At 61.1% G+C, this 26,375-nt stretch carries 19 protein-coding genes; 6 read left to right on the forward strand and 13 right to left on the reverse strand.

Going from position 1 to position 26,375, the window contains the following annotated elements; all coding sequences use genetic code 11:
* Nucleotides 1-33 precede the first annotated feature (33 nt).
* Nucleotides 34-966, reverse strand: a complete 933-nt coding sequence (cysK, locus tag BCM02_RS26305) for a cysteine synthase A (RefSeq protein WP_148932125.1) — start codon at nucleotides 964-966, stop codon at nucleotides 34-36.
* Between the two features lie 208 nt (nucleotides 967-1,174).
* Between cysK and BCM02_RS26310 the strand changes: the two genes are divergently transcribed.
* The gene (locus tag BCM02_RS26310) at nucleotides 1,175-1,795 is read left to right on the forward strand and encodes an NAD(P)-dependent oxidoreductase (protein ID WP_148932126.1); all 621 of its coding nucleotides are present in this window, start codon (nucleotides 1,175-1,177) and stop codon (nucleotides 1,793-1,795) included.
* A gap of 333 nt (nucleotides 1,796-2,128) precedes the next feature.
* Nucleotides 2,129-3,457: an FAD-dependent oxidoreductase gene (locus BCM02_RS26315; protein WP_148932127.1), complete on the forward strand. Its 1,329-nt coding sequence runs from the start codon at nucleotides 2,129-2,131 to the stop codon at nucleotides 3,455-3,457.
* A 95-nt stretch (nucleotides 3,458-3,552) separates the two neighbouring features.
* Here the strand turns inward: BCM02_RS26315 and BCM02_RS26320 are convergent, their stop codons facing one another.
* From BCM02_RS26320 to BCM02_RS26370, 11 genes are all read right to left on the reverse strand, one after another.
* Nucleotides 3,553-4,383, reverse strand: coding sequence for a mechanosensitive ion channel family protein (locus tag BCM02_RS26320; protein ID WP_148932128.1), 831 nt, complete (start codon nucleotides 4,381-4,383; stop codon nucleotides 3,553-3,555).
* Nucleotides 4,384-4,604: 221 nt separating this feature from the next.
* The gene (locus BCM02_RS26325) at nucleotides 4,605-5,759 is read right to left on the reverse strand and encodes a C40 family peptidase (RefSeq protein WP_246183565.1); all 1,155 of its coding nucleotides are present in this window, start codon (nucleotides 5,757-5,759) and stop codon (nucleotides 4,605-4,607) included.
* Between the two features lie 203 nt (nucleotides 5,760-5,962).
* On the reverse strand, nucleotides 5,963-6,487 hold the full coding sequence (locus BCM02_RS26330) for a YfiT family bacillithiol transferase (RefSeq protein ID WP_148932129.1): 525 nt from the start codon (nucleotides 6,485-6,487) through the stop codon (nucleotides 5,963-5,965).
* Nucleotides 6,488-6,490: 3 nt separating this feature from the next.
* Nucleotides 6,491-6,808, reverse strand: a complete 318-nt coding sequence (locus tag BCM02_RS26335; RefSeq protein WP_148932130.1) for a thioredoxin family protein — start codon at nucleotides 6,806-6,808, stop codon at nucleotides 6,491-6,493.
* Between the two features lie 243 nt (nucleotides 6,809-7,051).
* Nucleotides 7,052-7,402, reverse strand: coding sequence for a hypothetical protein (locus tag BCM02_RS26340; protein WP_148932131.1), 351 nt, complete (start codon nucleotides 7,400-7,402; stop codon nucleotides 7,052-7,054).
* 74 nt (nucleotides 7,403-7,476) lie between these two features.
* Complete coding sequence (locus tag BCM02_RS26345; RefSeq protein ID WP_148932132.1) at nucleotides 7,477-7,989, reverse strand: DUF6886 family protein; 513 nt, start codon at nucleotides 7,987-7,989, stop codon at nucleotides 7,477-7,479.
* Between the two features lie 20 nt (nucleotides 7,990-8,009).
* Complete coding sequence (gene fosB, locus BCM02_RS26350; RefSeq protein WP_148932133.1) at nucleotides 8,010-8,429, reverse strand: metallothiol transferase FosB; 420 nt, start codon at nucleotides 8,427-8,429, stop codon at nucleotides 8,010-8,012.
* A 303-nt stretch (nucleotides 8,430-8,732) separates the two neighbouring features.
* A complete protein-coding gene (locus BCM02_RS26355; RefSeq protein WP_148932134.1) occupies nucleotides 8,733-14,738 on the reverse strand; it encodes a hemoblobin-interacting domain-containing protein in 6,006 nt (2,001 codons plus the stop codon).
* A gap of 403 nt (nucleotides 14,739-15,141) precedes the next feature.
* Nucleotides 15,142-16,926 (reverse strand): extracellular solute-binding protein, encoded by a 1,785-nt coding sequence (locus tag BCM02_RS26360; protein WP_187434418.1) that lies wholly within the window; start codon nucleotides 16,924-16,926, stop codon nucleotides 15,142-15,144.
* A 172-nt stretch (nucleotides 16,927-17,098) separates the two neighbouring features.
* A complete protein-coding gene (locus tag BCM02_RS26365; protein ID WP_148932135.1) occupies nucleotides 17,099-17,977 on the reverse strand; it encodes a carbohydrate ABC transporter permease in 879 nt (292 codons plus the stop codon).
* A 12-nt stretch (nucleotides 17,978-17,989) separates the two neighbouring features.
* Nucleotides 17,990-18,940 carry an ABC transporter permease gene (locus BCM02_RS26370; RefSeq protein ID WP_148932136.1) on the reverse strand — a complete coding sequence of 317 codons (951 nt, stop codon included), beginning with the start codon at nucleotides 18,938-18,940 and terminating at the stop codon, nucleotides 17,990-17,992.
* Between the two features lie 173 nt (nucleotides 18,941-19,113).
* Here BCM02_RS26370 and BCM02_RS26375 point away from each other — a divergent pair, with 173 nt between their 5' ends.
* The gene (locus tag BCM02_RS26375; protein WP_187434419.1) at nucleotides 19,114-20,838 is read left to right on the forward strand and encodes a sensor histidine kinase; all 1,725 of its coding nucleotides are present in this window, start codon (nucleotides 19,114-19,116) and stop codon (nucleotides 20,836-20,838) included.
* A gap of 51 nt (nucleotides 20,839-20,889) precedes the next feature.
* Entirely contained in the window at nucleotides 20,890-22,557 is a 1,668-nt protein-coding gene (locus tag BCM02_RS26380) for a response regulator transcription factor (protein ID WP_148932138.1), read from the forward strand.
* Between the two features lie 542 nt (nucleotides 22,558-23,099).
* Here BCM02_RS26380 and BCM02_RS26385 read toward each other — a convergent pair.
* Nucleotides 23,100-24,152 carry an iron-hydroxamate ABC transporter substrate-binding protein gene (locus BCM02_RS26385; protein WP_246183566.1) on the reverse strand — a complete coding sequence of 351 codons (1,053 nt, stop codon included), beginning with the start codon at nucleotides 24,150-24,152 and terminating at the stop codon, nucleotides 23,100-23,102.
* A 144-nt stretch (nucleotides 24,153-24,296) separates the two neighbouring features.
* Between BCM02_RS26385 and BCM02_RS26390 the strand changes: the two genes are divergently transcribed.
* Nucleotides 24,297-25,334: a FecCD family ABC transporter permease gene (locus BCM02_RS26390; protein WP_148932139.1), complete on the forward strand. Its 1,038-nt coding sequence runs from the start codon at nucleotides 24,297-24,299 to the stop codon at nucleotides 25,332-25,334.
* Entirely contained in the window at nucleotides 25,334-26,359 is a 1,026-nt protein-coding gene (locus tag BCM02_RS26395) for a FecCD family ABC transporter permease (protein ID WP_246183567.1), read from the forward strand. The genes BCM02_RS26390 and BCM02_RS26395 overlap by 1 nt, the downstream gene beginning before the upstream one ends.
* Nucleotides 26,360-26,375: the final 16 nt, after the last annotated feature.

A 26,375-nucleotide genomic window follows, 5' to 3' on the forward strand; every position in this document is an offset into this window, starting at 1 on the left:
CCGCAAGCGGAAACGCCCCATTGCTTATTCCATTTAGTCCTCCGAAAAGAGCGGCGTCGACAAGTATCGCTCGCCCGTATCCGGCAGCATGACGACGATCGTCTTGCCCGCGTTCTCCGGCCGCTTCGCAAGCTCGGCCGCGGCGAAGACGGCAGCGCCGGAGGAAATCCCCACCAGCAGCCCTTCGCGCCGGCTCAGCTGGCGCGCGGTCTCGAGCGCCTGCTCATTGCCGACTTGCACGATCTCGTCGACGACGTCGCGGTTGAAGTTCCCCGGCACGAAGCCGGCGCCGATGCCCTGAATCTGGTGCGCGCCGCGCGCGCCGCCGGAGAGGACCGGCGAGTCGGATGGCTCGACCGCGATTACCGCAAGAGTCGGCTTCAGCTCCTTCAAGCGACTGCCCGCGCCGCTGATCGTGCCGCCCGTACCGACGCCAGCGACGAATAAATCGACGGTGCCTTCCGTATCGCGCCAAATCTCCTCCGCCGTCGTCTGCCGGTGAATCGCCGGGTTGGCCGGGTTCTCGAATTGCTGCGGAATGAACGCGTTCGGCAGCTCGGCCGCGAGCTCTTCCGCCTTGCGGATCGCGCCCCCCATCCCCTCCTGCGCCGGCGTCAGCACGAGCTCCACGCCGAGCGCGCGCAACAGCTTGCGGCGCTCCACGCTGAACGACTCCGGCAGCGTAATGATCAGCTTATACCCCATGGCCGCGGCCGCGAATGCCAAGCCAATGCCGGTATTGCCGCTCGTCGGTTCGATAATGACCGAATCCGGCTTGAGCAGGCCGCGTTCTTCGGCATCCTTGATCATGGCGAAGCCGATGCGGTCCTTCACGCTGCCCGCCGGGTTGAAATATTCCAGCTTCGCCACAAGTTTCGCCGTAAGTCCGTTCGCCTTGCTATAGTTTCGCAGCTCCAGAAGCGGCGTATTTCCGATTAAGTCCGTTAAATTTTGCGCTATTCTCACTGTGATCGCCCCTATAAAATCCTGATGTGTTTCGGCTCCATTACTATATCATGTTTCATTCTCGCGCCTCAAATCCGCCCCGGCCTTGTCCCAACCTGCCCGTAGTTGTGTATAATCAGGGCATGCCGATAGACAAGGTGAACCGGCTGTCGCCGTCTTTTAGCGGCGCAGCGCGTTACATTCCGCGATAGAGAAAGAGGAGACAGCCATGAACATATGCATATTGGGCGGTACCGGACGAGTCGGCCGCGAGTTGGCGGCGCGCGCGCTTGAAGCCGGACATGCCGTAACGATGCTGGCGCGTGATCCGCAGCGCGTGGCGCTGACGGACGAGAGACTTCGCGTGTGCGCCGGGAGCGCGTGCGATCCGGTCGCGCTTCGCGCCGCGATGGAGGGAGCGGATGTCGTGCTCAGCGCCTTGAGCACGGACGGCGGCAGCGTGCTGAGCGAGAGCGCGCCGCTGATCGTGAATGCCATGCAAAAAGCCGGCATCGAACGCATCATCGCGATCGGAACGGCGGGCATTCTGAACAGCCGCGCGGAACCCGGTCTGCTGCGGTATCAGTCCAGCGAATCGAAGCGCACGCTCACAAGAGCGGCCGAGGAGCATCACGCGTTCTATCGAACGCTCGCGAATTCGGGACTGGCGTGGACGATCGTCTGTCCGACGTATTTGCCGGACGGCGAATACACGGGCGTCTACCGGGCGGAGCGCGATTATTTGCCGGAGGACGGCGTGAGAATTTCGGTGCCGGACACGGCCGAATTCGCTTTCCGCCAAATTGACAGCATGTTGTACGCGAACGCGCGGGTCGGTCTCGCTTATTGAGCATCATGAGGCTGTTCCGCTTGTGCGGCCAAGCACCGTGGTTGCTCAAGCATCGGGAGACGGGGTACGAAGAGACTAACGCCCTGCACACGGCGGCGCAGCGAGAACGTACGACCGCTGCGCCAGTCAGCCATACCCCGCACCTATTGTGAACAATTCGCGAACGGTCAAAACGCCTATTGCAATTCCGGCTCGGCCGCCGTATGATTAAGCCATCAAGAGGTTGTGAAAATAATCACATAAGGATATCGAGGGTTGTGAAAATAATCACAGCCATAATAAATAGCTAACATTGTGAATTTAATCACAACCATATCCGAGGAGGAAACGACTATGAAAGTGATCGTGATTGGATGCACCCATGCCGGAACCGCAGCTATTACGCAAATGGTTCAACATCATCCCGAGGCTCAGATTACGGTGTATGAACGGAACGACAACATTTCCTTCCTCTCGTGCGGCATCGCGCTCCACGTGAGCGGCGTCGTCAAGCAAGCCGAGAAGCTCTTCTACGCGTCGCCCGCCCAACTTGCCGAGCTTGGGGTCGACACCCGCATGAAACATGACGTGCTGAACGTCGATACGGCCGCCAAAACGGTGCGCGTCCGCAATCTCGACACCGGCGAAGAATTCACCGACGCGTACGACAAGCTCGTCATGACGACCGGCTCGTGGCCGATTATTCCGCAGCTGCCCGGCATCGGCATGGAGAACATCCAGCTGTGCAAAAACTACGCCCACTCGCAGACGATCATCGCGAAAGCCAAGGATGCGAAACGCGTCACGGTCGTCGGCGCCGGCTACATCGGCATCGAGCTCGTCGAGGCGTTCGAGCAGCTCGGCAAGGACGTGACGCTGATCGATAACATGGATCGCACGATGTTCAAATACCTCGATCCCGAATTTACGGCCGTCGCCGAAAGCGCGTTGGAAGAGCGCGGCATCCGGCTTGCGCTCGGCCGCACCGTCACCGGCTTCGAAGGCCAAGACGGCCGCGTGCGCAAGGTACTGACGACGAACGGCGAATTCGAAGCCGACCTCGTTATTCTGTGCATCGGCTTCCGCCCGAATACCGAGCTGCTCCAAGGACAGGTCGATATGCTGCCGAACGGCGCGATCATCGTGGACGAATATATGCGCACGAGCAACCCGGATGTGTTCGCGGCCGGCGACAGCTGCGCCATTCATTACAACCCGACCGGCACCCATGCCTATATCCCGCTGGCGACCAACGCCGTCCGGATGGGCACGCTCGTCGCCCGCAATCTCGTGACGCCGACGGTCCGTTACATGGGTACCCAAGGCACGTCGGGCATCAAAATTTACGACTACAACATCGCGTCGACCGGCATGACCGAAGCGGCCGCGATTGCCGCGGACATGAAGGTCAAAGCGGTGACCCTGAACGAGAACTACCGTCCCGAATTCATGCCGACGTTCGAGAACGTGCTGCTGAAAGTCGTCTACCTCGAACAAACGGGCCGGATCATCGGCGCGCAGGTTCTCTCGAAAGCCGATTTGACGCAAGCGATCAACACGCTGTCGGTGTGCATCCAGAACGGCATGACGATGGATGAGCTCGGCTACGTCGACTTCTTCTTCCAGCCTCACTACAACAAGCCTTGGAACCTGCTCAACCAAGCCGGTCTGCAAGCGATGTAAGAAGCCGGCCCAAGCCCCGCTCAATCGAGCCGCCGGGCGCGCGAAATGAAGCAAAGCCTCCTTCCCTGCACCGGCAGCGGAAGGAAGCTTCTCGTTTACGCAAGGGCCACGCCGCGGCCCATCAACTCTTCGGCGAGCGCCTTGCGCAGCTCGCGCCCGGCCCGCCAATAATGCACGTCTTTCACCAAGCAGGTGATCGTGTATTTGGCCACCAGCTGATTGTCCGCCAGATCCGCCAACCCGTAGAGCTGCGGCGGCTCCACCGGCTGATCGTGACCGTCGCGCAAGAACAAATACGGCATCGATTCCGTCAGCCGCTCGGATACGGCCGCAACCGCTTCTTCGATCATCGCCGGGTCCGTATCGAACGGGACGGAGACGTTGACGATGGCGCGCATCCGCTCGCGGTTGAAGTTCTGGCTGATTTTAATTTCCGAGTTCTGGATCACGACGACGTGCTGCGCCCACGTGCGGATTTTGGTCGCCCGCAGGCCGACGCTCGTCACGGTGCCGTTGATTTGTCCCCCGTTGATCGACACGTAATCGCCGACCGAGAATTGATCCTCGAAAATAATGAAAAACCCCGTGATCAGATCCTTCACCAACGTCTGGGCGCCGAAGCCGACCGCCAGCCCCACGACCCCCGCGCTCGCGATGATCGGGCCGATATTGATGCCAATGTTGCCGATGCACATCAGCCCCGCCACGATATATAGAATATAACGGGTCAGCGACATGAGCAGCGATTCCAGCGTCGCGCGCTGCTTCTCGTCCAGCCGGGTTAGCGTGAAGACGCGCCGGATCACCGTGCGGCGCACCTTTAGAATGAGCCATGTGATGCCCAGTATGACGACGATAACGGCTATCTTGCTTCCGATGACGTTCAGACGGTCCCACCACAAGGCGCCGTTCATCCATTCGGTCATTCGTCTCTCTCCTTCCGCGAAACGCACATATCCTCTTCATAACGCAAAAGCGGACGAAGAGAAACGAACTGCTCGCCGGCCCCCGGTTATCAGACTGTTCGTCTCGATCGGGTCTCTCGATGGGAGAGGAGCGTCAACTTGATAAGCGCAAAAAACGCGAGGCCGTCTGGCACCCGCGCTGTATTCGTGCCGGTATCGACACCGGCGTCTCGCGTCGACGATTACGTTGCCACGCGTCTTGCGCGCAAATAGCGTCTAGCCCAGGTTCCGGACTTGATCGAGCTGATATGCACCCCGCCGCTATTCGTCGAGAACGTGTGAATCATTTGGCCGCTGCCGATATAAATGCCGACGTGCCCGACTTTCTTGTCGGATTTGAACCGACCCGGCACCGAGAAGAACACCAAGTCGCCCCGCCGCAGGTTCGCCTTGCTGACGAATATGCCCTGTACCGCTTGATTATAGGATACTCGCTTCAATTTGATGCCGTACTTCGCGAATACGTACTGCGTGAAGGACGAACAATCGAAGCGCTTCGTCCGCGAGTAAGGGCCCGCGCCGAACAAATACGGCACGCCGCGGTATTTCATGGCCGTTTGGATCAGCGCGTCGATATCGACGTTCGGCAGCCCGGCCGCCTGCATTTTCATTCCGCCGCCGCCATCCTCTTCGCCCTCGATAATCATCGGTCCGCCGCCGCCTTGCTTCGCCTCGCTCTGCTGCTGGCCGCCCGGCTGCTCGCTGACGTCGCCCTTCTCCAGATCGCGCATGCTCTCGCGGTCATCGGATAGCGGACTCAGCTTAATATCCGAGCCGCCGTTGGTATAGCGGATGTCTTCTTGGAACAAATCGCCGAGCGCCGACTCCGGAATAAGCACGTCGTCGCCCTTCCGTTTGGCCGGCTCGGCCAGCATGATGGTTTGACCGTCGCGCTCGGCTTTGACGGAGTCCAGACCTACCTTGTACAGCGGGTCGGTGCCGCCGATCATCACTTCGCGGCCGTCGTCGGAGAGCCGCATCTGATAGCCGACCGGTCCCAGCAGATCGCGAAGCGACACGTACGGCTTCCCGTCGATTTGCTGAAGTCCGATGGTCGCTTCGTTATCGTTCACTTGCAGCTTGCTCGGCTGCGATTCGTTCGTTTTGGCTTGCATGCGACCTCCGGGTTGCGCCTTGCTCTTGCTTTGGGTTTCGTTGCCGCCCTGCAGCATCGGTCTGCCTTCGCCGGCTTGCTGCGCCTTCGATTCGTTCTTCGGCGCGCTCTTGCCGTTCTCCGCGCCGGACGGGTTCTCTTGCTGCTGCCCCGCGCAGCCCGAAGCGGCCAAGGCCAGCATCAGCGCCGTCCCGGCCAATAACACGCGTTTGGATGTCATCATAATTTCTTGCGCTCCCTCGCCCTCGTTTTCGATTTCGAGGATAGCTTGACCCATGGCCCAAAAACTATGCGAGGGAGGAAGCTGAATTTCCTTTTCACCCCGCGCATCCAGCCCGAGCCTACCTGCTTGCGGCACCGACAAAACAACAAAACCGCCGTTGCCGGCGGTCTGAACGCGCATGTTATGCAGCATTGAACAAACGATTACCAGCCCTTGCGCGCCCGAAGCGTCGTAATATGCGCCGCGTGGTGATTGCCATGCCACGCATAGAATCCGAGGTTCCAATCGAGCGCCACGGTCTCCCCCGACTCCGGATGGTAGAACGCGCGCGCGTACTCCGCCTCCGTCAACGATTCGAGCAGCAGCACCCAGCGCTCGTGCAGCGCCTCGAGCAGATGCAGCGATATCTCGATCGGGGCCGTCTTCGCATCGGCGAGCTCGGCCCAACGTTCTTCCGCGTAAGGCTTGATCGTCGGGCGCTCTTCCGTCAGCGCGAGCTTGAAGCGCGTCAAGCTGTTCATATGGCTGTCCGCCACATGATGCACCACTTGCCGCACGGTCCAACCGCCGTCGCGGTACGGCGTGTCCAGCTGTTCCTCGCTGAGCCCCTCTACCGCCAGGCGCAGCTTGGCGGGCAGCTTCTCGATCTCCCGAATCCATAACTCCCGTTGCTCCGGCGCGACCGCTCCCTCATGCGCGAACGGTCCGATCGGATAACGATAATCCATCCCTCATGCCTCCTTTAATAAGTCGAATAAAAAGTCGACGCCATGCATCGCGTATTCCCGCGCCTGCACTTCGCCCGCCTCGACCACGACCAGGCAAGGCACGCTCGCGATCTGCCAGCGCTGTCGCAGCTCCCGCGCGTAATTAATGTTGAGCTTGTGCAGCGGGATGGCTTTGCCCGACGCTTCGACGACCTGCAGCATCCGTTCGGCGACTTTGCACGTGCCGCACAGCGGGGTGAAGAACAGGACGGCCTCCCGGTTGCCCGGTTCCGCCAGCCGGCCCAACAACTCTTTCTCCGTCAACTCTGCCAGTTCCTTCATGTCCGCGCCGATCCTCCCGTCAACTTCCGTTCGCGACGAAGCTTATCGCGCCGACGAGAAGGAGAGCCAATAGGAAACAGACGATAAACGACACGACGTATCCCTTTGCGAATTCGAATATCCGGTCCAGCATGGATCTATTCCTCCTTCCTTGACGCGCCTATACGTTCATCTTACCCGCCATGCCGTTCCCGATCAACGGGAGGCCGATATTCGTATGAACGCCGCCCCCGGCGAACGAGCCTAGCTCCCCTCGTCGGCGTCGCGTTTTCGCTTGGCTTCCCAATACTCCGCTTCGAAAGCCCGGTTGTTCTCTCGTATCCGGTCCCGCTGCCTGCGAATAAATCCGCCCAGACCCAAATCCATGAGAAGCAAGAGGAAACCCAGCACGGCTAGTACAATGCCGAGGATACCGACGGTCATGAAGCCGTTGCCGCGGAGGGCCGAATCGTATAACATCCGAACCCCGTCTTCCGCATACGTGTGCTGCGATCCGATCATTAATTCCGTGAACTTCAGCGCCGCCAGTCTCGTTCCCATGTACAACCCAATGCCGCCGAGCAGCATGAAGCCGCCCGCCAATGCTCTTCTCAAACGCGTCGCCTCCGATCCATCGCATTCCATCCAGCCGTATTCGTTCCTTCCATAATCATTCAATCATCGCCGCTTCACGCTCTCCCGGCGAATTCAAACCGGTGGATGCCGAAATCCCGTATCCCCGACGAGAGCACGGCGTCGCGCAGCGGATGCAAATCGGGCATGAACCGCAGCTCGATCCCTGTGGCGAGCAGCCGCCCGACAAGTCCGCCATACGCCTCGACGCGCACGGGGCGGACCGTCTGCTCGGCGATATAGTAGCCGGCCGTCGCATCGAACGGTTCGAAACCATCCGGTTCGAAGACGTAGCGGTAGATCGTGCAGCGATCCAGCTCCGCATGCCATCGGCTCTCCATGGCGAGGACGCTGTCCGCGCCGGACGCCCCGAACAGCAGCCGCTCGGCTTCCGCGCTCATCGGTCCCGTGCGGCGGTAGGCGATGCGCGGACAATTACGCGGGCAATAGAACGTATATTCATGCTCCTCGTCGATCGCCCAGACGACGGGCGGCATGTTCGTCCGGTTCGCCTTCTGTCTCGGCTCGAACAACGGGATGTTCGGATTCTCGCTGAAATGGTAGAGCATCTGCGTCCCTCCATCCTACTTCAATCATAAAAAACCATATGCGACTTCTCTTCCCGATAGTAGGCCATGCGGTCGGCCAGCGACCCCGTATGGAATTCGAACCGGTGGCCGTCCGGATCGAGGAAGTAGACCGACCGCTTGTCCCGCTCGTCGCGCAGCCGGCCCGGCAGCACGCAGACGTTCAGCTCGTTCAGCCGCTCGACGGCGGCGTCGAACTCTTCTTCGTCCAGCGTGAACGCGATATGCGTATAAGTCCCCGGCTCCGTGGATCGCTCGATATCCTCTTGGTTGAGCGCGATCCACATCCCCTGCAGGTCGAAATAAGCGAGCTTGCGGCCGGTCACCAGCAGCTTCGCCCCGAATACGTCCTGATAGAACGCCACGGACCGTTCCAGATCCGAAACGGAGAAGCAAAAATGATTCACGCCTTTAATATTCATCCCGTAGAAAACCTCCTGTGCCTCGGCTGCATGTCGCTTGCGCGCGGGTAGATCGCCGTTGTATTCCTGACGCGAAAGGGATGGCAAAAGTTCTCGACCTCAGATCCATGAGCGGATTGGAGTATGCGAGCAACTGTTGTGCCGATCGTCGCGTCCGTTGTTGTTCATTCGATTAACGATTAACGGCCTTATTCATTTCGATCCCCTAAGGCAGATATCCTTTTATTCCCTAATGAAAAGCAAAAAGCATCCCTCTGCCGCAGCGGCAGCAAAGGGATGCTTGTAGAAGGGCTAGTCGTCCGGTTAATAGACTTCGACTTCGTACATAGAAGGGCCATACGGCGCAAAGCCTCGGCCTGTCATATAGAGACGGACATAACGGCCATGGACCTCTTGCGCGCCGAGGTCGACCGTCTCCGCGAAGCCGCTCTCGTCGAGCGTCCGGTCGAGCGTCGCGACGGTCTGCCAATCGTCGCTGCCCGCGGTCGCATCGGCTCCATCGGCCGCGACCTGCACGAGCAGCGCCGACGCGTAAGCGCGCTCCCAGAGCAGCTTCAACTTCTCGATCGCCTGCTCGGCGCCCAGATCGATCACGACCCACTCCGCCGCGTTGTTCGCCTGCCAATTCGCTTCCCAGCGCGTGTCAGCCCGTCCGTCGGTCAGCAGTCCCGGCGCGAACGGCGCGTTCTCGCTCGATACGGTTACGCTCTTGCCCAGCGCCAGGTTGGCGTCTGTCGCCGCGACGATCTGCTCGGTCTCGGATGGCTTGTAGCCTGGCGCGCTTACGCTCACCGTGTAGCTGCCTGCCGCGTCGAACACGGACGCGCGAATGGTCAGGCTGCCGTCCGCTAGCAAATACTCGGCATCCTTCGCGAGCGCTCGTCCTTCCACGCTGACGCCGTTCACGGCGCCGGTCCAAGCGGCGTTCGCCGGGAACGTCAGCGTCATGTCCTGGCCGACCTTGTTCTGCGACGCATCGGCCGAGAGCGCCGGCGGATCAAGCGGCGCCGGCTCTTCTTCGCCCGGGTCCGCTCCGCCGTCAGCCGGTACGCCGTAGGCTTCAAGCTCCCATAGCGAGTAGCCGTACGTCGTGCCTCTAGCTGTTCCCGTCAGCCGTAAATGCCGCGCCTCGGAATCGCCCAGCGCAATCGTGTCGATCCCGCCGTTGCCGGCTGCTTCCGCATAGACGTCCGTCCAATCCGCCTCGACCGGCGCGGCCGTCGTCGCGGCCTGGAGCTTATACGTTTTGCCGTATGCGCCTTCCCAGTTCAAGACGACCGCGTCGAGCTTATAGACCTTCCCTAGATCGACGCTGATCCACTGCGGATCGGCCGCAGCCGATTCCCAGCGGGTTGCGCCGTTGCCGTCCACGGCGCTAGCGGCCGGCTGCCCGGCGGTCGAAGCGGTCGCCGTCTTGCCGAGCGCCACGTTAGGCGCGTTCGTCTTCACGTCCTGCGTCAGGCCGACGATGCCGTAGCCTTCCGCTTCGATGCCGATCTTGTACGCGCCCATCGCCGGGAACGAGTCTGCCGCCAGCCGGATGCGCCCCGCTTCGACGATGGCTTGCTCGCTTGGCACGGCTGCGCCGTTCACCGTGATGGCCGTGATCGCTTCGCGCCAAGCAGGCGCGTCGGCGAACGTCAGCTCGATCGGGCTGCCGACCTTGTTGTCCGTGCTATCGGCGATCATCGCAGGCGCGGCCTTTACTTCCTTCAGCAGAACGTCGTCGAGCGTGATGACATGCGGCTCGCTCGGCGTCGCGTTCACGCCGTCAACGACATTGCCCAGCAAAAACTTCAGGTCGAAGGCGACCGGAGCAGCGGGTTGAATCGTCGTCCGGTACACCGCGGCGGTTTCCTTGATCGCAAATGCCGTCTTCTGGTCGTTGTTGAACTTGGTGAACTCGACCATAATCGGACGGCTCTTCGTCGCCGACGCCTTGAAGCTCAGCTCGTACGTCTTGCCCGCTTCCAGCTTCACGCCCTCCTGTACGAGCTGCGTCGACCAGCTGATCGGAACCTTCCACTGCTCATGGATGCCGCCGTGATAATGGATCGATACTTTCGCCGCGCCGCCAGCCGCATCGAACTCCGACACGCCGCCGTCGCCCGCCCAGTGCGTCCAGCCGTCCTTGCCCCCGGCGAAGCTGCCGTTGCGCAGCAGGTTGCCGTCGCTGGCGATCAGGCTTTGTTTGACCGACGCGTCGCCGTAGCCGGCTGCTTTCACCGTCACGGTATGGGCGCCTTCCGTCGCGAACGCGCCGCTTTTGAGCTGAAGGACCCCCGACTGGACCGTATACTGCTCCGCCGCCAGGGCCTGGCCGTCCACGCTGACCGACGCGATCGCATCTCGCCAAGCCGCGTTATCCGCGAACGTCAGCCCGACCGGTTGGCCCAGCCGGTTATCGGTCGTATCCGCCAGCAGCAGCGGCGGGCGTTTGACCGGCGCGTCCTTCACTTCCAGCACCATGTTGCGGAAGAAGACGTCGTGCGCGCCCGCCGGACTTTGCGCCGTCTTGCCAAGCAGCAGCTTAAGCGCAAGATTCGCGTCGGCCGTCGGTTTGACGGTGTACGAGAACGTCTTCCATTCGTTGCCGATCGCGAGCGACCCGGAGTAGAAGTGGCGGTTGTATCCCGCATCCTCGAGCGCCGCTTCGATATCGCGGGCGACCGAAGCTTTCGCTTCGAAGGAGAGGTTGTAGGTCAATCCTTTCTTCAACTCCAGACCGGACTGGTTCAGCATGACGTTCCATGCCTCGGTACCGACGCTGGCGACGGCGACTTTGGCCACCCCGCCTTCGGCGCCGAATTGCGCGGACGCGCCTTGCGTGAACGGCTCCCAGCCGGACAAGCCGCCGGAGAAGTCGCCGTTGACGAGCGGGAACAGATTGACGCCGCCGTAATCGACGTTGTTGTTCGTCGTGCGGATCAGCTTCACGTTGTCGAGCGCGACGTCGGCGTTGCTGCCGCCTAAGTCGAAGACGAGCTGGCCTTCGGTATCCGTTACTTGCGCCGGCATCGTGAACATGAACGTCTGGCTGGACGCGTCGGCGCCGAGGGCGATGTTGGTCTTCGCGCCGTATTGGGTAGCTCCGTCCTTACTGACGAATCGGACGCCGATCGTACAGGCCGCTTCTGCCTTGGCGTCGAAGGTGAGCTGATACGTATCGGTTTGCAGCAAATTGATGCCTTTTTGCGTGACCGTAACCGCCTTCGGATCCGTTCCGCCGCTTGCGATTGCGACCTCCAACGCGCGTCGCTCCGCATTCACGCTCGCGGCGGCGCTAACCGGCGCGCTTGCCGTCTGGACGTTCCAATACTTCATGCGGTCCATCGTGCCGAGATCGAACGTGCCGTTGTAGACGTGGTTGCCGTCCGCCAGCGGCGCTTTGGGGCCATTCGGTTCCTCGGCGCTCTCGACTTCCTCCAACCGGACGCCGCCGATCCAGACCGTATTCGCGTTCAGACCGAGATTCAGCTCCAGCCGCGCCGCAAGGTCCGTCTCGTTCGTCATCTGGAAGCGGTACTCATAATGCTTCACGTCCGTGCCGAGCGCCACCTGGAATTGATCGGAATACGCGCCCCAGCCGTTGTCGGCATCGCCGCCTAGCTTAGCCGCGATCGTGCGGTTCGCCGAAGCTTTGGCGTCGAAGCTCAGTTTGTACGCGCGGCCTTTGACCAACGTCGCATATTGGATCAGCTGCAGCGCATGCACCGCGTTGCCCGGACTTTGAACCGTCGCTTTCGCGAACGGCTTGCCGTCCAGCGTCTCGATCGTTCCGCTGCCCGCCCCGCCGAAATCCGGCGCGTGCAGGAAGTTCCAGTAGAGCGGATCGAGCGTCTGGTCCAGCGCGGCAATATCTTTGAGCCCTTTCGTATAGGCCGGATCGTAAATATAGCTGCCGTCGATCGCCGCCTTGGCGTTGGCCGGAATCGGCTCCTTCTCCGTCTGCGGCTCGATCGGCGCGCGGTACGGCTTGCCCGTCAATTCGTACGCCCGCACGTAGTCGACCTCCATCGTCGCCGGGAGCATCGAGTCGTTCGGGAGACGGTTGCCGTCGTATTGGCCGCCGACCGCCAGGTTCAAGATCATATAGAACGGCTTATCGAACGGCGCCGGATAGGCGTATTGGTCCGGCTGATCCGCCCCTTGGCTGTTCCAGTTGTTCAGCGTCTGATACAGCTTCCCGTCCACGTACCAGCGGATCTCGCCCGGCTCCCACTCGACGCCGTACGTATGGTAACCCGTGATGGATTCGCCCTCGGGGAACGCGTACGAGCTGCCGGTCGCCTTGTTGTTCGGCCACGGCTTGCCGTAATGGATCGTGCCGCCTACCTCGTGCGGCAGCCGGCCGCGCGCTTCCATAATATCGAGCTCGCCGGAGGACGCCCATACGCCGTACTCGCTGTCTTTGGGCATCATCCAAAACGCCGGCCACAAGCCTTGGCCTTCCGGCAGCTTCATGCGCGCCTCGAATTTGCCGTACGCCTTGCTGTACGTCGGCGACGTCCACAGCCGGCCGGACGTGTACGGTTTGCCGGACATCGTCTCCTTCTTGGCCGTGATGACCAGCTTGCCGTCTTTGACTTCGATGTTGTCCTTCGTGTAATACTGCTGCTCGCCGTTGCCCCAGCCGTCCAGACCGTACTCCGCGCCCGTGCCGTTCTGGTAGCCCCACTTGGACTTGTCGACGCCGTTCGTATCGAAATTGCCGCCCGTGCCGCCGTCGAATTCGTCGTTCCAGACGAGGTCCCATTGCCCGACCGGCTGCGCGAGCGTCGCGTCGGGATAGCCGCTGGCCGAGATCGTGACCGCTAGGCTGCCCTTCTCCGTTACCGCAGCGGCGGCAATCGTGATCTGGCCGGCTGCGATGGTATACTGCGCAGGGGCGAGCTCCTTCGCTCCCAGCTTCACCTTCGTGATCGCCGCGCGCCACTGGACGTTGTCGGGGAAGGTGATGGTCAAGTCTTTGCCGACCACATTGTCGGTCGTGTCGGCCGCGAGCGCCGGCGGCGTCGGCGTCTGACCGCCGCCATTGCCCGGGTTGCCATTGTTCCCGGGATTGCCGTTGTTGTTGGGATTGCCAGCGTTGCCGGTGTTCCCCTGAGGCGGAGCGGTCTTGACCTCGCCTTTATTGACTTCGTAGCCGCCGCCCTTTTGCACCGGCTGATCGTTAAGCTTGGCGCCGTCCGTCTTCGATTGCAGCTCGCCGATCGTGCCTTTCACTTGCAGGTTGGTGCCGTCCGCGCCGTCCGTAATGGTTAACTTGTCGACGGACGCATCCGCGCCGACTTCGACTTTGGCGCCGCTCGCGACATCCAGTTGGCCAACGGACGTGTCCCCTTCGAGCACGACGCGCACCGCCCCGTCCTGTTTGTCGACGATAAGCGTGCCGATTTGCGAATTTCGAATATGCACGGAGTTGGCGCCCCCGCCGCTAATGACCAGCGTGCCGGCAATTTCGACCCCATCGAGCGTGACGTCGCCTTCGCCGATGCCAGGCGCGAGGATGACGCTGCCGTCGATTGTACTCTCCCCGATCGTCACGTCCGGGCTGCTGATGAACAATCCGCCCGGGAGATGGAGGCCGGTCCGTTGAGAAGGCTGGTTCGCGATTTCGCCCGCAAGGCGATCCAGAAGGACGACCGCTTCCGCTCTGGAGATCGGGGCGAGCGGACGGATCGTGCCGTCGGCGAAACCCTTCAGGTAGCCGCCCTCCACGAGGGCCGCCATCGGCTCCTTCGCGAACGCGCTAATTTGCGCCTGGTCGGCGAACGCGGCGAGCGTATCCGCCGATACGGCCTTCAGCGGGAAGAGCGCCGCCGCCATCTTGGCCGCTTCTTGCCGGGTGACGACTTGTTCCGGCTTGAACTGGCCGTCCGGATATCCGGCGATATACCCCGCCTGCTTCGCGACCGCGACCGTATCCGCGTACCCCTTGGTCGCCGCCACGTCGCCGAACGCGGCGGCCGCCTTCGCCCGGAAGCCGAACAGCGTATTGAGCAGCTTGGCGAATTCCGCGCGGCTGACGCCGTCGTTGGGACGGAAATTCCCGTCGCTGCCGGTCGCGAGGCCGAGCGTCGCCCACTTCGCGATCTGCTTCTCGCTCCAATTGCCCGCGATGTCGCGGAAAGTCGGGCCTCCCGCGCTGCCGGCCGTCGTTGCTCCGGCGGTATCCGAGGCGCCTTGGCCGGTCGCGCCCGCTCCCGGGTCCGCCGCCCAGCCCATCGCGGCCGGTCCCGTCATGAGCGCCGCGCTAAGCAGCAGCGCCGTCCATTGCCGTCTTTTCTTACCCGCATGATTTGCCATATCTCGTGATCGCTCCTTCTGTCCGATGGATGTCGTTTCGGTTCGCTTGCGATTTGTTGCGGATCGTTACGGTTCATTGCGAATCTTATCGTACGCTCCGCGTTTACCTTGACTGCCTCCGAGGCTTGTATCCGCTTACATATATTAATGAAGAAAAACTTTGCCGCCCGTTAGGTTGAGGCGCAAAAAAGGAACGCCACAATCTCTTGTGCTGCAGCGTTCCTTCCCTGGTGACGACGTGCCGATGGTGTGCTTCCGGCGTACATGTTGTTAGCAGTACGACTTGGCCTGCCGTAAGCTTACCGGACCCAAGCTAGGCGAATTTAGTCGAGCCGAGCTTAAGTCAAACGATGCCAGCCAGCTAGCCGCTAGCCGCCCCGCACCATCCCCTCCGCTCAGCCTCTTACTTGCCAGATGCCGATTGGAACCACTCGTTGACTTCCGTCGTGATCTGATCGCCGCCGGACTTCTTCCAGTTCGCGACCATCGTGTCGAACTCGTCGATCGGCGATTGGCCGTAAATAATCTTGGAGTACGCCTGGTTAATCAGTTTGTTCAGCAGCTCGTTCTTCTGCTTCATCGTCTCGGTCAGCGGCCCTTGGAAGTAGTTCTTCATCCGGATGTCCTTCTGGTCGAGTACGATCTTCATCGCTTCAATGTTCTCCGGCTTGCGAACGCCGGCCGTCTGCTTCTCGTACGGCGTCTCCGGCGTGCCGCCGCTGGCCAGCTTAATCATCGTATCCGCGTACAGCGACGGGATGCGCGCGCCTTCGAACGTCAGCGAGTAGTAGATCGGTTCGACCAAATGCGTGCGGTCCGCGTAGTCCGGGAACAAATCCGGGTCCTTGGCCGGGTCCTTCGTGATCGTGCCGTCCGGCAGCTTCGCCCAGTCGTAGCCTTCCGCGAAGCCGTTCTCGAACTCGCTGCCCGCTTGCGGGTTCGCCCAGTTCTCGAAGAAGAAGTTGTAGTAGCGCAGGAGCGCTTCCGGGTTCTTCGCGTCCTTGTTGATGAGCATCCAGCCGTTAACCGACGGGTTGCCGCTCTGCGCGCCGATCTTGCCGTCCGGACCCGCCGGTAGCGGATAGCCTTTGTATTTCGCGCCCGGCACGTTGTTCAGCAGATCGCCGAACGGCCAATCCGGCAACCAGTTGCGGCCGACGATCGCGCCCGCCTGGCCCTTCGTGAACAGCTCGGAACCGGACACTTCGTCCTTGATGCCGGAATCTTTGGAGATATAGCCTTTGTCCATCCACGTCTTCAGCGTCGACAGCGCCTGCTTCGCCGCCGGGTCGACCGAGCCGTACGACAGCGCGCCGTCCGCGCCTTTGTTCCATTGGCCCGGCAGCGTGCCATACGCGCCGAACAACCAAGAGATGTCGCTCATCCAGCCGAGATACGTATTCTTGAAGCCGGTCGCGAGGCCGATCGTATCCGACTTGCCGTTGCCGTCCGGGTCCTTGTTCACGAACGCGTCCATGATCGCCTCGAAATCCGCGACCGTCTTCGGCGCCTGCAGGCCGAGTTTGTCCATCCAGTCTTGGCGCAGCCACAGCAGCATGTCGTCGTTGTACGCGTAATCCAGCACCGGCAGCGCCATCCGCTGGCCGTCGCGCGTCACCGGCAGCCACGTGTCCGGATTGAGCGCCACGCCCGTTTTGTACGCCTCGCCCGCGTACTTGTCGAACAGTTCGCCTACGTCCATGAACTGGCCGGAGTCGATCAGCATGTTGACCGTCTCCATGTCGCCGCGGTACGTGATGACGTCCGGCATTTTCTCCCCGGAGGAGAGCATGAGGCGCAGCTTTGTTTTGTACGCGTCGTTCGTGTCCGTCACGATCCAGTCGTACTTGACGTCGATGCCCAGGTTGTCCTTCATGTATTTCTGCAGGACGTTGTTCTCCATCGTTTCGCCGGATTTGAAGTAATAATTCGTGCCGACGCCTTTGACCGTCGTCAGCGTGACCGGCTCCGCGTATTTCTTGCCGTCCCAGCCGGTCTCGTCCACGTTCGCGTTCGATGCCGCTTCGCCGCTCCCCGCATTCGCCTCCGCGCCCGCATTGCCGCCGCTATTCCCTCCGTTATTCGCCGGCTCGTTGCCGCCGTTGTTGTTGCCCGCGCATGCCGCCAGGCTCAGCGACAAAGCCGCCACCAGCGATACGCTCAACATCCGCTGCCATCTGAAAACCATGTTGTGTATCCCCCCGATACGTTGTTTGAGAACTGTGAGAACGCTTACCGACTTCTCCCACGAACACTATAAATCCGTTTGGGTCCCGTCCGAAATACCACGATTTCGAGGACGATGCCAATTTGTTATCTTTTTCCGTTTCTCCGTCTAGCCCAAGCGAATCCCCGGCAGCCTATTCTTTCACCGCGCCGAGCACGATCCCTTTGACGAAATACCCCTGAAGCAGCGGATAGACGAGCAGCACCGGCAGAATCCCGATGAAAATTTGGGCCGCCTTCACCGTGCGCTGCGAAATGTTCTTCAGCTCGTTCACGTCCGGATTCAGCTTGCTGAAATCCTGCTGGACGATGATCGTCTGCAGGAAGGTGGCGAGCGGATAGTTCCGGTAATCGTTAATATACAACAACCCGTCGAACCAGGCATTCCAATTGCCCACGATCGAGAACAGCGACAGCGTCGCGATCGCCGGCATCGCCAGCGGCAGGTAGACGCGGAACAGAATCGTGAAGTGCCCGGCCCCGTCCATGAACGCCGCTTCCTCCAGTTCCTTCGGCGTCGCCTTGAAGAAGTTCATGAGCAGGATCATGTTGAACACCTGCACCGCCCCCGGCAGCACGAGCGCCCACAGCGTGTCCATCAGATGGAGGTTGCGCACGACGATATACGACGGAATGACCCCGCCCGTGAACAGCATCGTGAACACGAAATACCACGCGTACGCGTTGCGGCTCTTGAACGCCGCGTTCTCCTTGGACAGCGCGTACCCCGCCAGCGTGATGACGGCCATCGTAATGAACGTGCCGAGCAGCGTCCGCTCGATCGCCACGAGGAAGGCTCGCCCGAAGTTCGGGTTGTTCATCGTCTTGGTATACGACTCCATGTTGAAGTCGACCGGCCACAGCCCCACCAGATGCGCGTTGGCGGCGGCGCTGGCGCTGAAGCTGACGGCGAGAATATGCACGATCGGCAGCACGCACAGCACGGAGGCCACCAGCAGAATGAAATAGTTCAACCCCGTGAACAACCGGTAGCTTGTCGATTTGTAATACATGACGCCCGCCCCTTAGAAAATTTTGTAGTCCGCCAGCTTGTATGCGATCCGGTAGCCGATCACAATGAGCACGAACCCGACGACCGATTTGAAAATGCCGACCGCTGTGCCGAAGCTGTACTGGCCGTTCAAAATGCCGGTGCGGTACACGAACGTGTCGATAATATCGCCCTTGTCGTACACGAGCGGGTTGTACAGGTTGAAAATCTGGTCGAAGCCGGCGTTCAAAATGTTGCCGAGCGCGAGCGTCCCGACCACGATGACGATCGGCGCCAGCGACGGAATCGTCACGTGCAGCGTCTGCTGCCAGCGCGTCGCCCCGTCCACCTCGGCCGCTTCGTATAGCGACGGGTTGACCCCCGCCAGCGCCGCCAAATAGACGATCGTGCCGAAGCCGAACTGCTGCCAGACGTCGCTCACGACGACGACGATGCGGAACCAGGTGCCGTCGCCGAGGAACAGAATCGGCTCGAGGCCGAACCAGCTCTTCAGCACGCTGTTCACGATGCCGTCCGAAGCGAGCATGTCGTTCAAGATGCCGCCCAGGAACACCCAGGAGATGAAATACGGCAAATAGACGAGCGTCTGCACGGTCCGCTTGACCGAACTGCGCCGAACTTCGTTCAGCAACAGCGCGAACACGAACGGCACGATGATGCTGCAGACGATTTTGAACCCGGCGATGAGCGCCGTATTGATGATGACCTGTTTGCTGTCGGGATACTCGAACATGAACTTGAAGTGTTCCAGTCCCACCCATTTCGATCCCCAAATGCCGTCGTACGGCTTGAAATCCTTGAACGCGATTACGAGACCCCCGAGCGGCAAATAACCGAACAGAAATTGCAAAATCACGGCCGGCAGCAGCATCAGGTGCAGCGGCCACGTCCGCCGGAGAAAGCTCCCCGCCTTGGCCTTAACGCCGCTTCTAACCGGCGTAAGCGCCTCCGTTGTCGTACTCATGCCCATACCCTCTCCACTCTTTATTGCGGATTGACATCTGCGCCGTCATCCTGCAATAGTAAGTATAGCAATGGCAAAAATAGCGCGTCTGCGCCAATAATTTTGGAACGATGCCCGAAATTTTGTTTCCTGATCCCTTCATCCGGAGGCGATGCGCCACGTTCACTTTGCGTATGAATACGTTTACAAAAATCGTCGGCCTGATCCTCATGCTGGTCATCCCGATCATCGGGCTGTACTGGTTCTCGTATAAGACAAGCCTGCAGGTCGTCTCCGACGAGGTCGAGAAATCGATGTACAAGGACCTCGGCTTCTTCGCCGCCCAGACCGACAACGTCGCGCTGCAGCTGTCCAAGAGCGGCCTCGTCATCAGCGAGGACATTAACGTGCGTGCGCTGGAGTTCATCGAGATCGCGAGCCTCTACGAACAGACCGCCGAGAAGCTGCGCATCGACGACAAGCTGAAGCTGCTTATCGCCTCCTCCACGTGGGATACGACGCTCAGCATTTACGCGCCCGACACGAAGACGTTCGTCTCCTCGAACGCTTCGCTGCAGTACGATCCGGCCGTGCTGGACCGGGGCTTCTCTCGGGTGTGGAATTACACGACCGACGTGCACGCGTACTTCCGGAAGCAGCCTCGGTTCGTCCGCTATATTACCGAGCCGTTCGATGCGCCCCTGCCCCAAGCGACGCTCATCGTCGAGATGAGCTTCCCCGCGACGGAGCTCGTGAAGTCGCTCGACCGGTTCAAGGCCGGCGGCAAAGGCGACCCGTTCTTCATCACCTCCGAGGGCGAGGTGATCGCGTCGAACAGCGCGAACCGGGACCTGCAGCGGGAGTTGACCGCCTCGCTCGACCTCGGCCAGCTGTCCAAGAAGCCGTTCACCCGCTTCGCCGTGACCGGCAGCGAATACGCGGTCAGCTGCGTCTGGATGCGGGAGCTCGGCCTTTATTTGGTCGACTACCTGCCGATCCAAGACGTCGTTCGGCCGATCACGCTGAACAGCTACCTGTTCTATGGGGCGATTTTCTTCCTGCTCGTCGGCAGCACGATCGGCGCGTATTTCCTGTATACGAACGTGCAGGTGCCGATCCGCGAGCTCGTGCGCGGCGTGCGGAAGCTGAAGCGCGGCGACTACCCGACGCTGAACGTGTTCCACCCGAACAACGAGTTCCACTTCCTGCTCGTCAGCTTCAACGACATGGCGCGGCAGATCGAGCAGCTCATCCAGAACGTCTATCTGGAGACGATCCGTTCGCGGGACGCGAATCTGAAGCAGCTGCAGTCGCAGATCAACCCGCACTTCCTGTACAACTGCTTTACGCTCATCCGCAGCCTCGCCCGGCTCGGCGAGAAGGAGACGGTCATGGAGTTGGCTATGCACCTGAGCAAATATTACCGGTACACGACCCGCTCCGAGCGGATGAGCGCCGAGCTGCGCGAGGAGCTGGATCTGGTCGGCAGCTATCTGGCGATCCAAGCGATCAAGGTCCAGGATTTGCAATACGAGATCGACATCCCGGAGACGATGCGGGAACTGGAGCTTCCGCGCCTCATTCTGCAGCCGCTCGTCGAGAACGCCGTGCTGCACGGCATCGAGCCCGCGGGCTGCGGGATGATCCGCGTCGCCGGCGCGCGCAACGACCGGTACAACGTCATCACCGTCGAAGACGATGGCGTCGGCGTTACCGAAGAACAGCTCGCCCAGCTGCAGCAACAGATCTCGATGCCGCCGACCGAGGACAAGGGCTGCGCGCTATGGAACACCCGCCAGCGGATGCAGCTGCAGTTCGGCGCCGAGGCGGGCTTGCGCATTATGCGGCGCGAGCAAGGCGGGCTGACCGCCGAGCTGTATTGGCCGAACAAGGCGGAGGAGAGTCTCGCCGCGTCGTAGCCGGCCCGGCGTATGTACAACCGAATTCAACGACGAGGGACGTGACGCAACATGCACCAACTGCTCATTATCGACGATCAATCGGTCTTGGCCGACGACTTGGCGGACATGCTGCCCTGGGAGACGATCGGCGTCGACGTCGTGCACAAAGCCTACTCCGGGCGAGAAGCGCTCGAGCTGATGCGCGAGCATTCGATCGACGTCGTCGTCACGGACATTCGCATGCCGGGCATGTCGGGACTGGAGCTGATCGCGGAGATCAAGAAGACGTGGAAGCATACGAAGTGCATCCTGCTGACGGGCTACGCGGATTTCGAATATACGAAGCAGGCGCTGCAGCTGAAGTCCAGCGACTATCTGCTGAAGCCGGTCGCCGACGAGGAGCTGATGCAGGCGGTCCGCAAGGCGTTGGAGGACCTAGAGAAGGAGTGGAAGGAGATCGCCTCGACCCAGCGGGCGATGTATGCGCTCCGGGAGCAGCTGCCGAAGCTGCGGGAATATCTGCTGCTCGATCTCATTACCGGCAAAGCCCCGACGAACGCCCGGCTCGCCCGCAAACTGGACATGTACGAGGTGCCTTTGGCGCTCGGCTCCCCTTCGCATCTCATGCTGCTGCGGATCGACGACACGGCGCAGCGGTACGACGCGCAGAGCGAGACGCTGATCGATTACGCCCTGACGAACATGGCCGCCGAGCTGTTCGGGGACCGGATGGAAGTATGGTCCTGCAAGGACGCGCACGGCTTCATCGTCTGCCTGCTGGCCGAGAAGACGTCGCGCGGCTCGAATGTTCAGGCGGATACGCCTGCCCTCTCGGCGCCTGCCGAATCATCCGGGCAGACGCTCGAGGATTGGATCGAGAGCCGCGCGTTCCAGCTGCAGCACGCGGCCAAGTCGTATTTGCGCGTCGGCATCTCCGTGCTCACCAGCAAAAGGGGCGCATTCCCGGATGAGATCGGATCGATGTATCAGTCGTCGCTGGCGAACTTCCGCCATTTCATCGGCCGCGATACCGAGCTGTTCGTCTCCCTCGCCAAGGAGCCGACGCGCGGCGAGCCGCAGCAGCTCGGGGAATTGTATCGCATGCCGGGCGTCGGCGCGCTGTTGGAGATCGGGCATTGGGAAGCGGCCGAGGAGAAGCTCGAGGCGATCTTCCGCGAGCTGGAGGAGCAGTGGCAGGCGTCGCAGGAGCATATTCTGGAGACGTATTTCTCGATCGCCGCCGCCATCGCCGCGCTCATTCACAAGAACAAAAAGTGGCTGGCGGATACGATCGGCGACGACTTCTACACGGTGGCGAGCGGCCGTCCGATGGACACCGTCGACGAATTGCGCAGCTGGACGGGGCGCGTGGTCGCCAGCTACCGCCGCTCGGTCAGCAGCGTCGAGCAGGATTCCCGCTCCGCGATCATCCGGCAGGTGCAAGAGTACATTCAGCAGCATCTGGACACGGCTTCGCTGCACACGATCTCGGCCAGCGTCTTCCTGAATCCCTCCTACCTCTCGAAGATCTACAAGCTCGAGACGGGCGAAGGCATCAGCGAATACATGCTGCGCGTGCGCATGGAGAAGGCGGCCACGCTGCTCGCCCAGTCGCCGGACAAAATTTACGAGATTTCGGTCATGCTCGGCTACCAGAAGCCGAGTTATTTCATCCAGTTGTTCAAGAAGCATTACGGGCTGACGCCGCAGGAGTATCGGAACAAAATCGGGGTGTAGCCAAAGGGCTGCTGCCCTTGGAGAACCCGTTCTTCTTCCCCTCGCCCCTTCCCCCTCCGCCGAGGGGAACCAAATGGCTTCGCCCTCTGGACACCCGTTCTTCGTGCTAGTTCGATTGTTCGCGGTTGGCGGTTCGCTTCGAGCTGGGTACGCTCTTGTCCTTGCGGACAAAGCTTCATGCGCGCGTCTCATCCCCCTTCCCCCTCCGCCGAGGGGAACCCAGGGACCCGTCCCTCTAGACACCCGGAACTAGCGTGGCTCGGTTCGCGGCCGTCATCGATGTGTCCTTTCGAGGGAAGCCCGCGTTGTCCTAAGGGACAAAGCTTTTGTTCGAGCTTCGCTCGCGGCGGTATGCCTTGGGTGGTGACCTGGTTGTTCGAGCACTTGGCGGGACATCGTACTGACCTTCGCTTTCGTCCGCTCTGGCGGACATGCTTTACTTTTTTACTTATAACAAAACATCAAGAAGCCATCGCTGCCCAGCGATGGCCTTTTGATGTTACGCAGGATTAGTTAATCCTCATAACGATTTAGTCCGTTAATTACTTCACGATGCTCTTGAGAATGTTGTCGATCATCTGCGAGTTGGCGATCGCGCCCGTGTACAACCAGCTTTCGTTCGGACCGAACTCGTGCACTTGGCCGGCCTTCACGGCAGGGATGCTCTTCCAGAGCGCGTCGCTCAGGGCAGCGGCGCCTTCGCCTTCGCTGTTGATCAGGAACAGGTGGTCGGCGTCGAGCTCGACCAACTTCTCGAGCGAGACTTCGCTCCAGTTGCCCGTTGCGCTCGCGGAGATTTCTTTGACGACGGCCGGTACTTTCAGGCCGAGGTCGCCATACAGGACGGCGCCGCTGGAGAGCGTCTCGCTCACCATGAAGAACTTGCCGCCGACGAGCCAGATCGCCGCCGCGGACGGATTGCCGACCTTATCCGCGATCGTCGTTTTCGCTTCCGCCGCTTTCGCGTCGTAATCGGCCAGCGCTTTCTTCGCTTCTTCTTCCTTGCCGAACACTTGTCCGACGCGGGTCAGCTCGTCGCGCCAGTCGTTGTTCACTTCGGTGCCGATGACGTACGTCGGCGCGATTTGGTTATACTGCGCGTATTTGCCGCCTTCCACCATGCTCGCCGAGTCCATGATGATCAGATCCGGGCTGAAGCTTTGCACCGCCTCGAACGGCAGATCGTGCGGAATCGTCGGGATGTCGCTCAGCTCTTTTTGCAGGTAGCCTTGGACGTTCTTGCCGTCTTTGACGCTCCACTGCGCGATCGGCTTGATGCCGAGGGCGACCAGGTTGTCTTCGAGGTAAGTCGCGATGACGCGCTGCGGGTTCGCCGGCACGTTCACTTGATTGCCCATGGCGTCGGTCAGCGTTCTCGCTTCGCCTTCAGCCGCCGCGTTTTCGGAAGCAGCGTTATTAGCTGCTGCATTGCCTGCGCCGCTAGCGCCGTTATTTTGCGTTTGCTCCGCCGCCTGATTGGTTGGCTGCTTCGCCGCTTGGTTGTTATTCTCTTGGCCGCATCCCGCCAGGACGACGGCGAACGCGCCGATTCCAATCAGCTGCAGCATGTTTTTCTTATTCATAACATGAAACAATTTAAATCCCCCTAGAAGTATGTTAATATTAATGTCGAAAAATGGTGATAACGATTCTCATTATCACCATTTAAATCGTTTATTCCATGAAAGTCAAGTTACTTTTCATTGCGTACATTTATTGTTAAGGGGATTAATTCCAACATGACTAACGCGCACTCCGCCCCCGCGCCTGCTCCCGGCGGCCGCAACCCGCTATTCAGCGCAAGCTTGCTGCTGCTCTTCGCAGGGGGACTTTTTCTTCTCGTGATGGCCTCGATCCATCTCGGAGCGTCCAATTTGAGCTTCCGGGACGTCGGCCGGGCGCTATTCGCTTATGACCAAGGCAACCCCGCGCACGTCATCGTCCGGGAGCTCCGGCTCCCCCGCGCCATCGCCGCGGTCGCCGTCGGCGCCGCCCTCGCCGTCGCTGGCGCGATCATGCAAGGCTTGACCAACAACCCGCTCGCGTCGCCGTCCACGATGGGCGTCACCGCAGGCTCGACGTTCTTCATCGCCATCGCGCTGGCCGTCATGCCCGCGATCTCCTATAAAGGGATGATGACGTTCTCGTTCATCGGGGCCGGCATCGGAACCGCGCTCGTCTTCGGCGCCGCGGCGATGGCCAGAGGCGGCATGACGCCCGTCAAGCTGGCGCTGGCCGGCTCGGCGATCGCCTCCCTGCTGAGTTCGCTATCGACGGTCATCGCCTTGCGGTTCAACGTCTCCAAGAACTTGAGCTACTGGTTCGCGGGGAGCGTCTCCGGCGTGCAGCCGCAGCATGTGTACTTCGCCGTGCCGTTCATCGCGATCGGACTCGTGCTGGCGCTGCTGATCGCCCGCTCGGTGACGATCCTCAGCCTCGGCGACGACATCGCCCGCAATCTGGGCCAGCGCGTCGGGCTCGTTCGGCTCATGGGCACGGTGACGGTGCTGGTGTTGACCGGCGCGGCCGTATCGGTCGTCGGCATGGTCGCCTTCGTCGGACTCGTCATTCCGCATATTACGCGCATGCTGATCGGACAGGATTACCGCTGGATCGTGCCGTATTCGGCCGTGCTCGGCGGCGCGCTGCTGATCGTGGCCGACATGGCCGGACGGCTTGTCAATCCGCCGTTCGAGACGCCCCTCGGCGCCATCACCTCGCTTATCGGCGTGCCGTTCTTCCTATATCTCGCCCGCCGCGAAGGGAGGGGACTGTAATGCGCACGCGTTGGATGAATCCGGCCGCTCGGTTCCGGCTGCTCCTGGTCTTATTATTCTTCCTGACCATCGCCATGGCGGCGATCAGCGTGAACGCCGGCCAGATCCGGATTCCGCTGGGCGACGTGATCGCGACGCTGCTGGGCAACGGTACGCCGGAGAACGAGCTAACGCTGTTCCAATTCCGGCTGCCCCGCATCGCGCTGGCGATCCTGATCGGCATGGGCATCGCCGTCTCCGGCGCGCTCCTGCAGGGGATTTCCCAGAACGACCTGGCGGACCCCGGCATCCTGGGCATCAACTCCGGCGCCGGCTTCGCGGTCGTCATCTACATGTTCTTCTTCCAAGGCACGACGTTCCTGAACGGCTGGGCTTCGGTCTTCCTGATGCCGGCCATTGCGCTTGCGGGCGCGTTCCTCGCGGCCTTCCTCATCTACGCGCTGTCTTGGAAGCGCGGCAAGGTGACGCCCGTGCGGCTGCTGCTCGTGGGCATTGGCATCAACGCCGCGTTCGGCTCGGGCCTGATCATTTTCCAGATGAAAATGGAGCCGGTCGACTTCATGAAAGCGATCATCTGGCTGTCCGGCACGATCTGGGGCACGAACTGGCTCTTCGTCGGCGCGCTGCTGCCTTGGATCCTCATCCTGCTGCCGCTCGCCTGGTACAAGTCCAGACCGCTCGACCTGCTGCGGCTGAACGAAGCGAGCGCCACGAGCGTCGGCCTTCCGGTCGAGCGGGAACGCCGCCGGATCGCGATCATCGCCGTCGCCTTGGCGGGCGCCTGCGTCGCGGCGGGCGGCGGCATCACGTTCCTCGGCCTGATCGCGCCGCATATCGCCAAGCGGCTCGTCGGCGCCGGCCATGCCCAGGTGCTGCCGGTCACGGCCGGGATCGGCGCGCTGCTGCTGCTGGCGGCCGATACGCTCGGACGGGTCATCCTCGCCCCGATGGAAGTCCCGGTCGGACTGGTCGTGTCCATACTGGGCGGGTCGTATTTCGTTTATTTGCTGCTGCGGAAAGCGTAAGGTTATGAATATTTAG

It is taken from the genome of Paenibacillus methanolicus, assembly GCF_008124765.1.
Classification (GTDB): Bacteria; Bacillota; Bacilli; order Paenibacillales; family Paenibacillaceae; genus Paenibacillus_Z; species Paenibacillus_Z methanolicus.

Bases quoted from the DNA above. Each gene is read 5' to 3' on its own strand.
- BCM02_RS26345 (WP_148932132.1), bottom strand. From the start codon at position 7,989: ATGCTCTACCATTTCAGCGAGAATCCGAACATCCCGTTGTTCGAGCCG.
- BCM02_RS26380 (WP_148932138.1), top strand. From the start codon at position 20,890: ATGCACCAACTGCTCATTATCGACGATCAATCGGTCTTGGCCGACGAC.
- fosB (WP_148932133.1), bottom strand. From the start codon at position 8,429: ATGAATATTAAAGGCGTGAATCATTTTTGCTTCTCCGTTTCGGATCTG.
- BCM02_RS26330 (WP_148932129.1), bottom strand. From the start codon at position 6,487: ATGGATTATCGTTATCCGATCGGACCGTTCGCGCATGAGGGAGCGGTC.
- BCM02_RS26395 (WP_246183567.1), top strand. From the start codon at position 25,334: ATGCGCACGCGTTGGATGAATCCGGCCGCTCGGTTCCGGCTGCTCCTG.
- BCM02_RS26310 (WP_148932126.1), top strand. From the start codon at position 1,175: ATGAACATATGCATATTGGGCGGTACCGGACGAGTCGGCCGCGAGTTG.
- BCM02_RS26390 (WP_148932139.1), top strand. From the start codon at position 24,297: ATGACTAACGCGCACTCCGCCCCCGCGCCTGCTCCCGGCGGCCGCAAC.
- BCM02_RS26315 (WP_148932127.1), top strand. From the start codon at position 2,129: ATGAAAGTGATCGTGATTGGATGCACCCATGCCGGAACCGCAGCTATT.
- BCM02_RS26370 (WP_148932136.1), bottom strand. From the start codon at position 18,940: ATGAGTACGACAACGGAGGCGCTTACGCCGGTTAGAAGCGGCGTTAAG.
- BCM02_RS26360 (WP_187434418.1), bottom strand. From the start codon at position 16,926: ATGGTTTTCAGATGGCAGCGGATGTTGAGCGTATCGCTGGTGGCGGCT.
- BCM02_RS26335 (WP_148932130.1), bottom strand. From the start codon at position 6,808: ATGAAGGAACTGGCAGAGTTGACGGAGAAAGAGTTGTTGGGCCGGCTG.
- BCM02_RS26320 (WP_148932128.1), bottom strand. From the start codon at position 4,383: ATGACCGAATGGATGAACGGCGCCTTGTGGTGGGACCGTCTGAACGTC.
- BCM02_RS26325 (WP_246183565.1), bottom strand. From the start codon at position 5,759: ATGATGACATCCAAACGCGTGTTATTGGCCGGGACGGCGCTGATGCTG.
- BCM02_RS26355 (WP_148932134.1), bottom strand. From the start codon at position 14,738: ATGGCAAATCATGCGGGTAAGAAAAGACGGCAATGGACGGCGCTGCTG.
- BCM02_RS26365 (WP_148932135.1), bottom strand. From the start codon at position 17,977: ATGTATTACAAATCGACAAGCTACCGGTTGTTCACGGGGTTGAACTAT.
- BCM02_RS26375 (WP_187434419.1), top strand. From the start codon at position 19,114: ATGAATACGTTTACAAAAATCGTCGGCCTGATCCTCATGCTGGTCATC.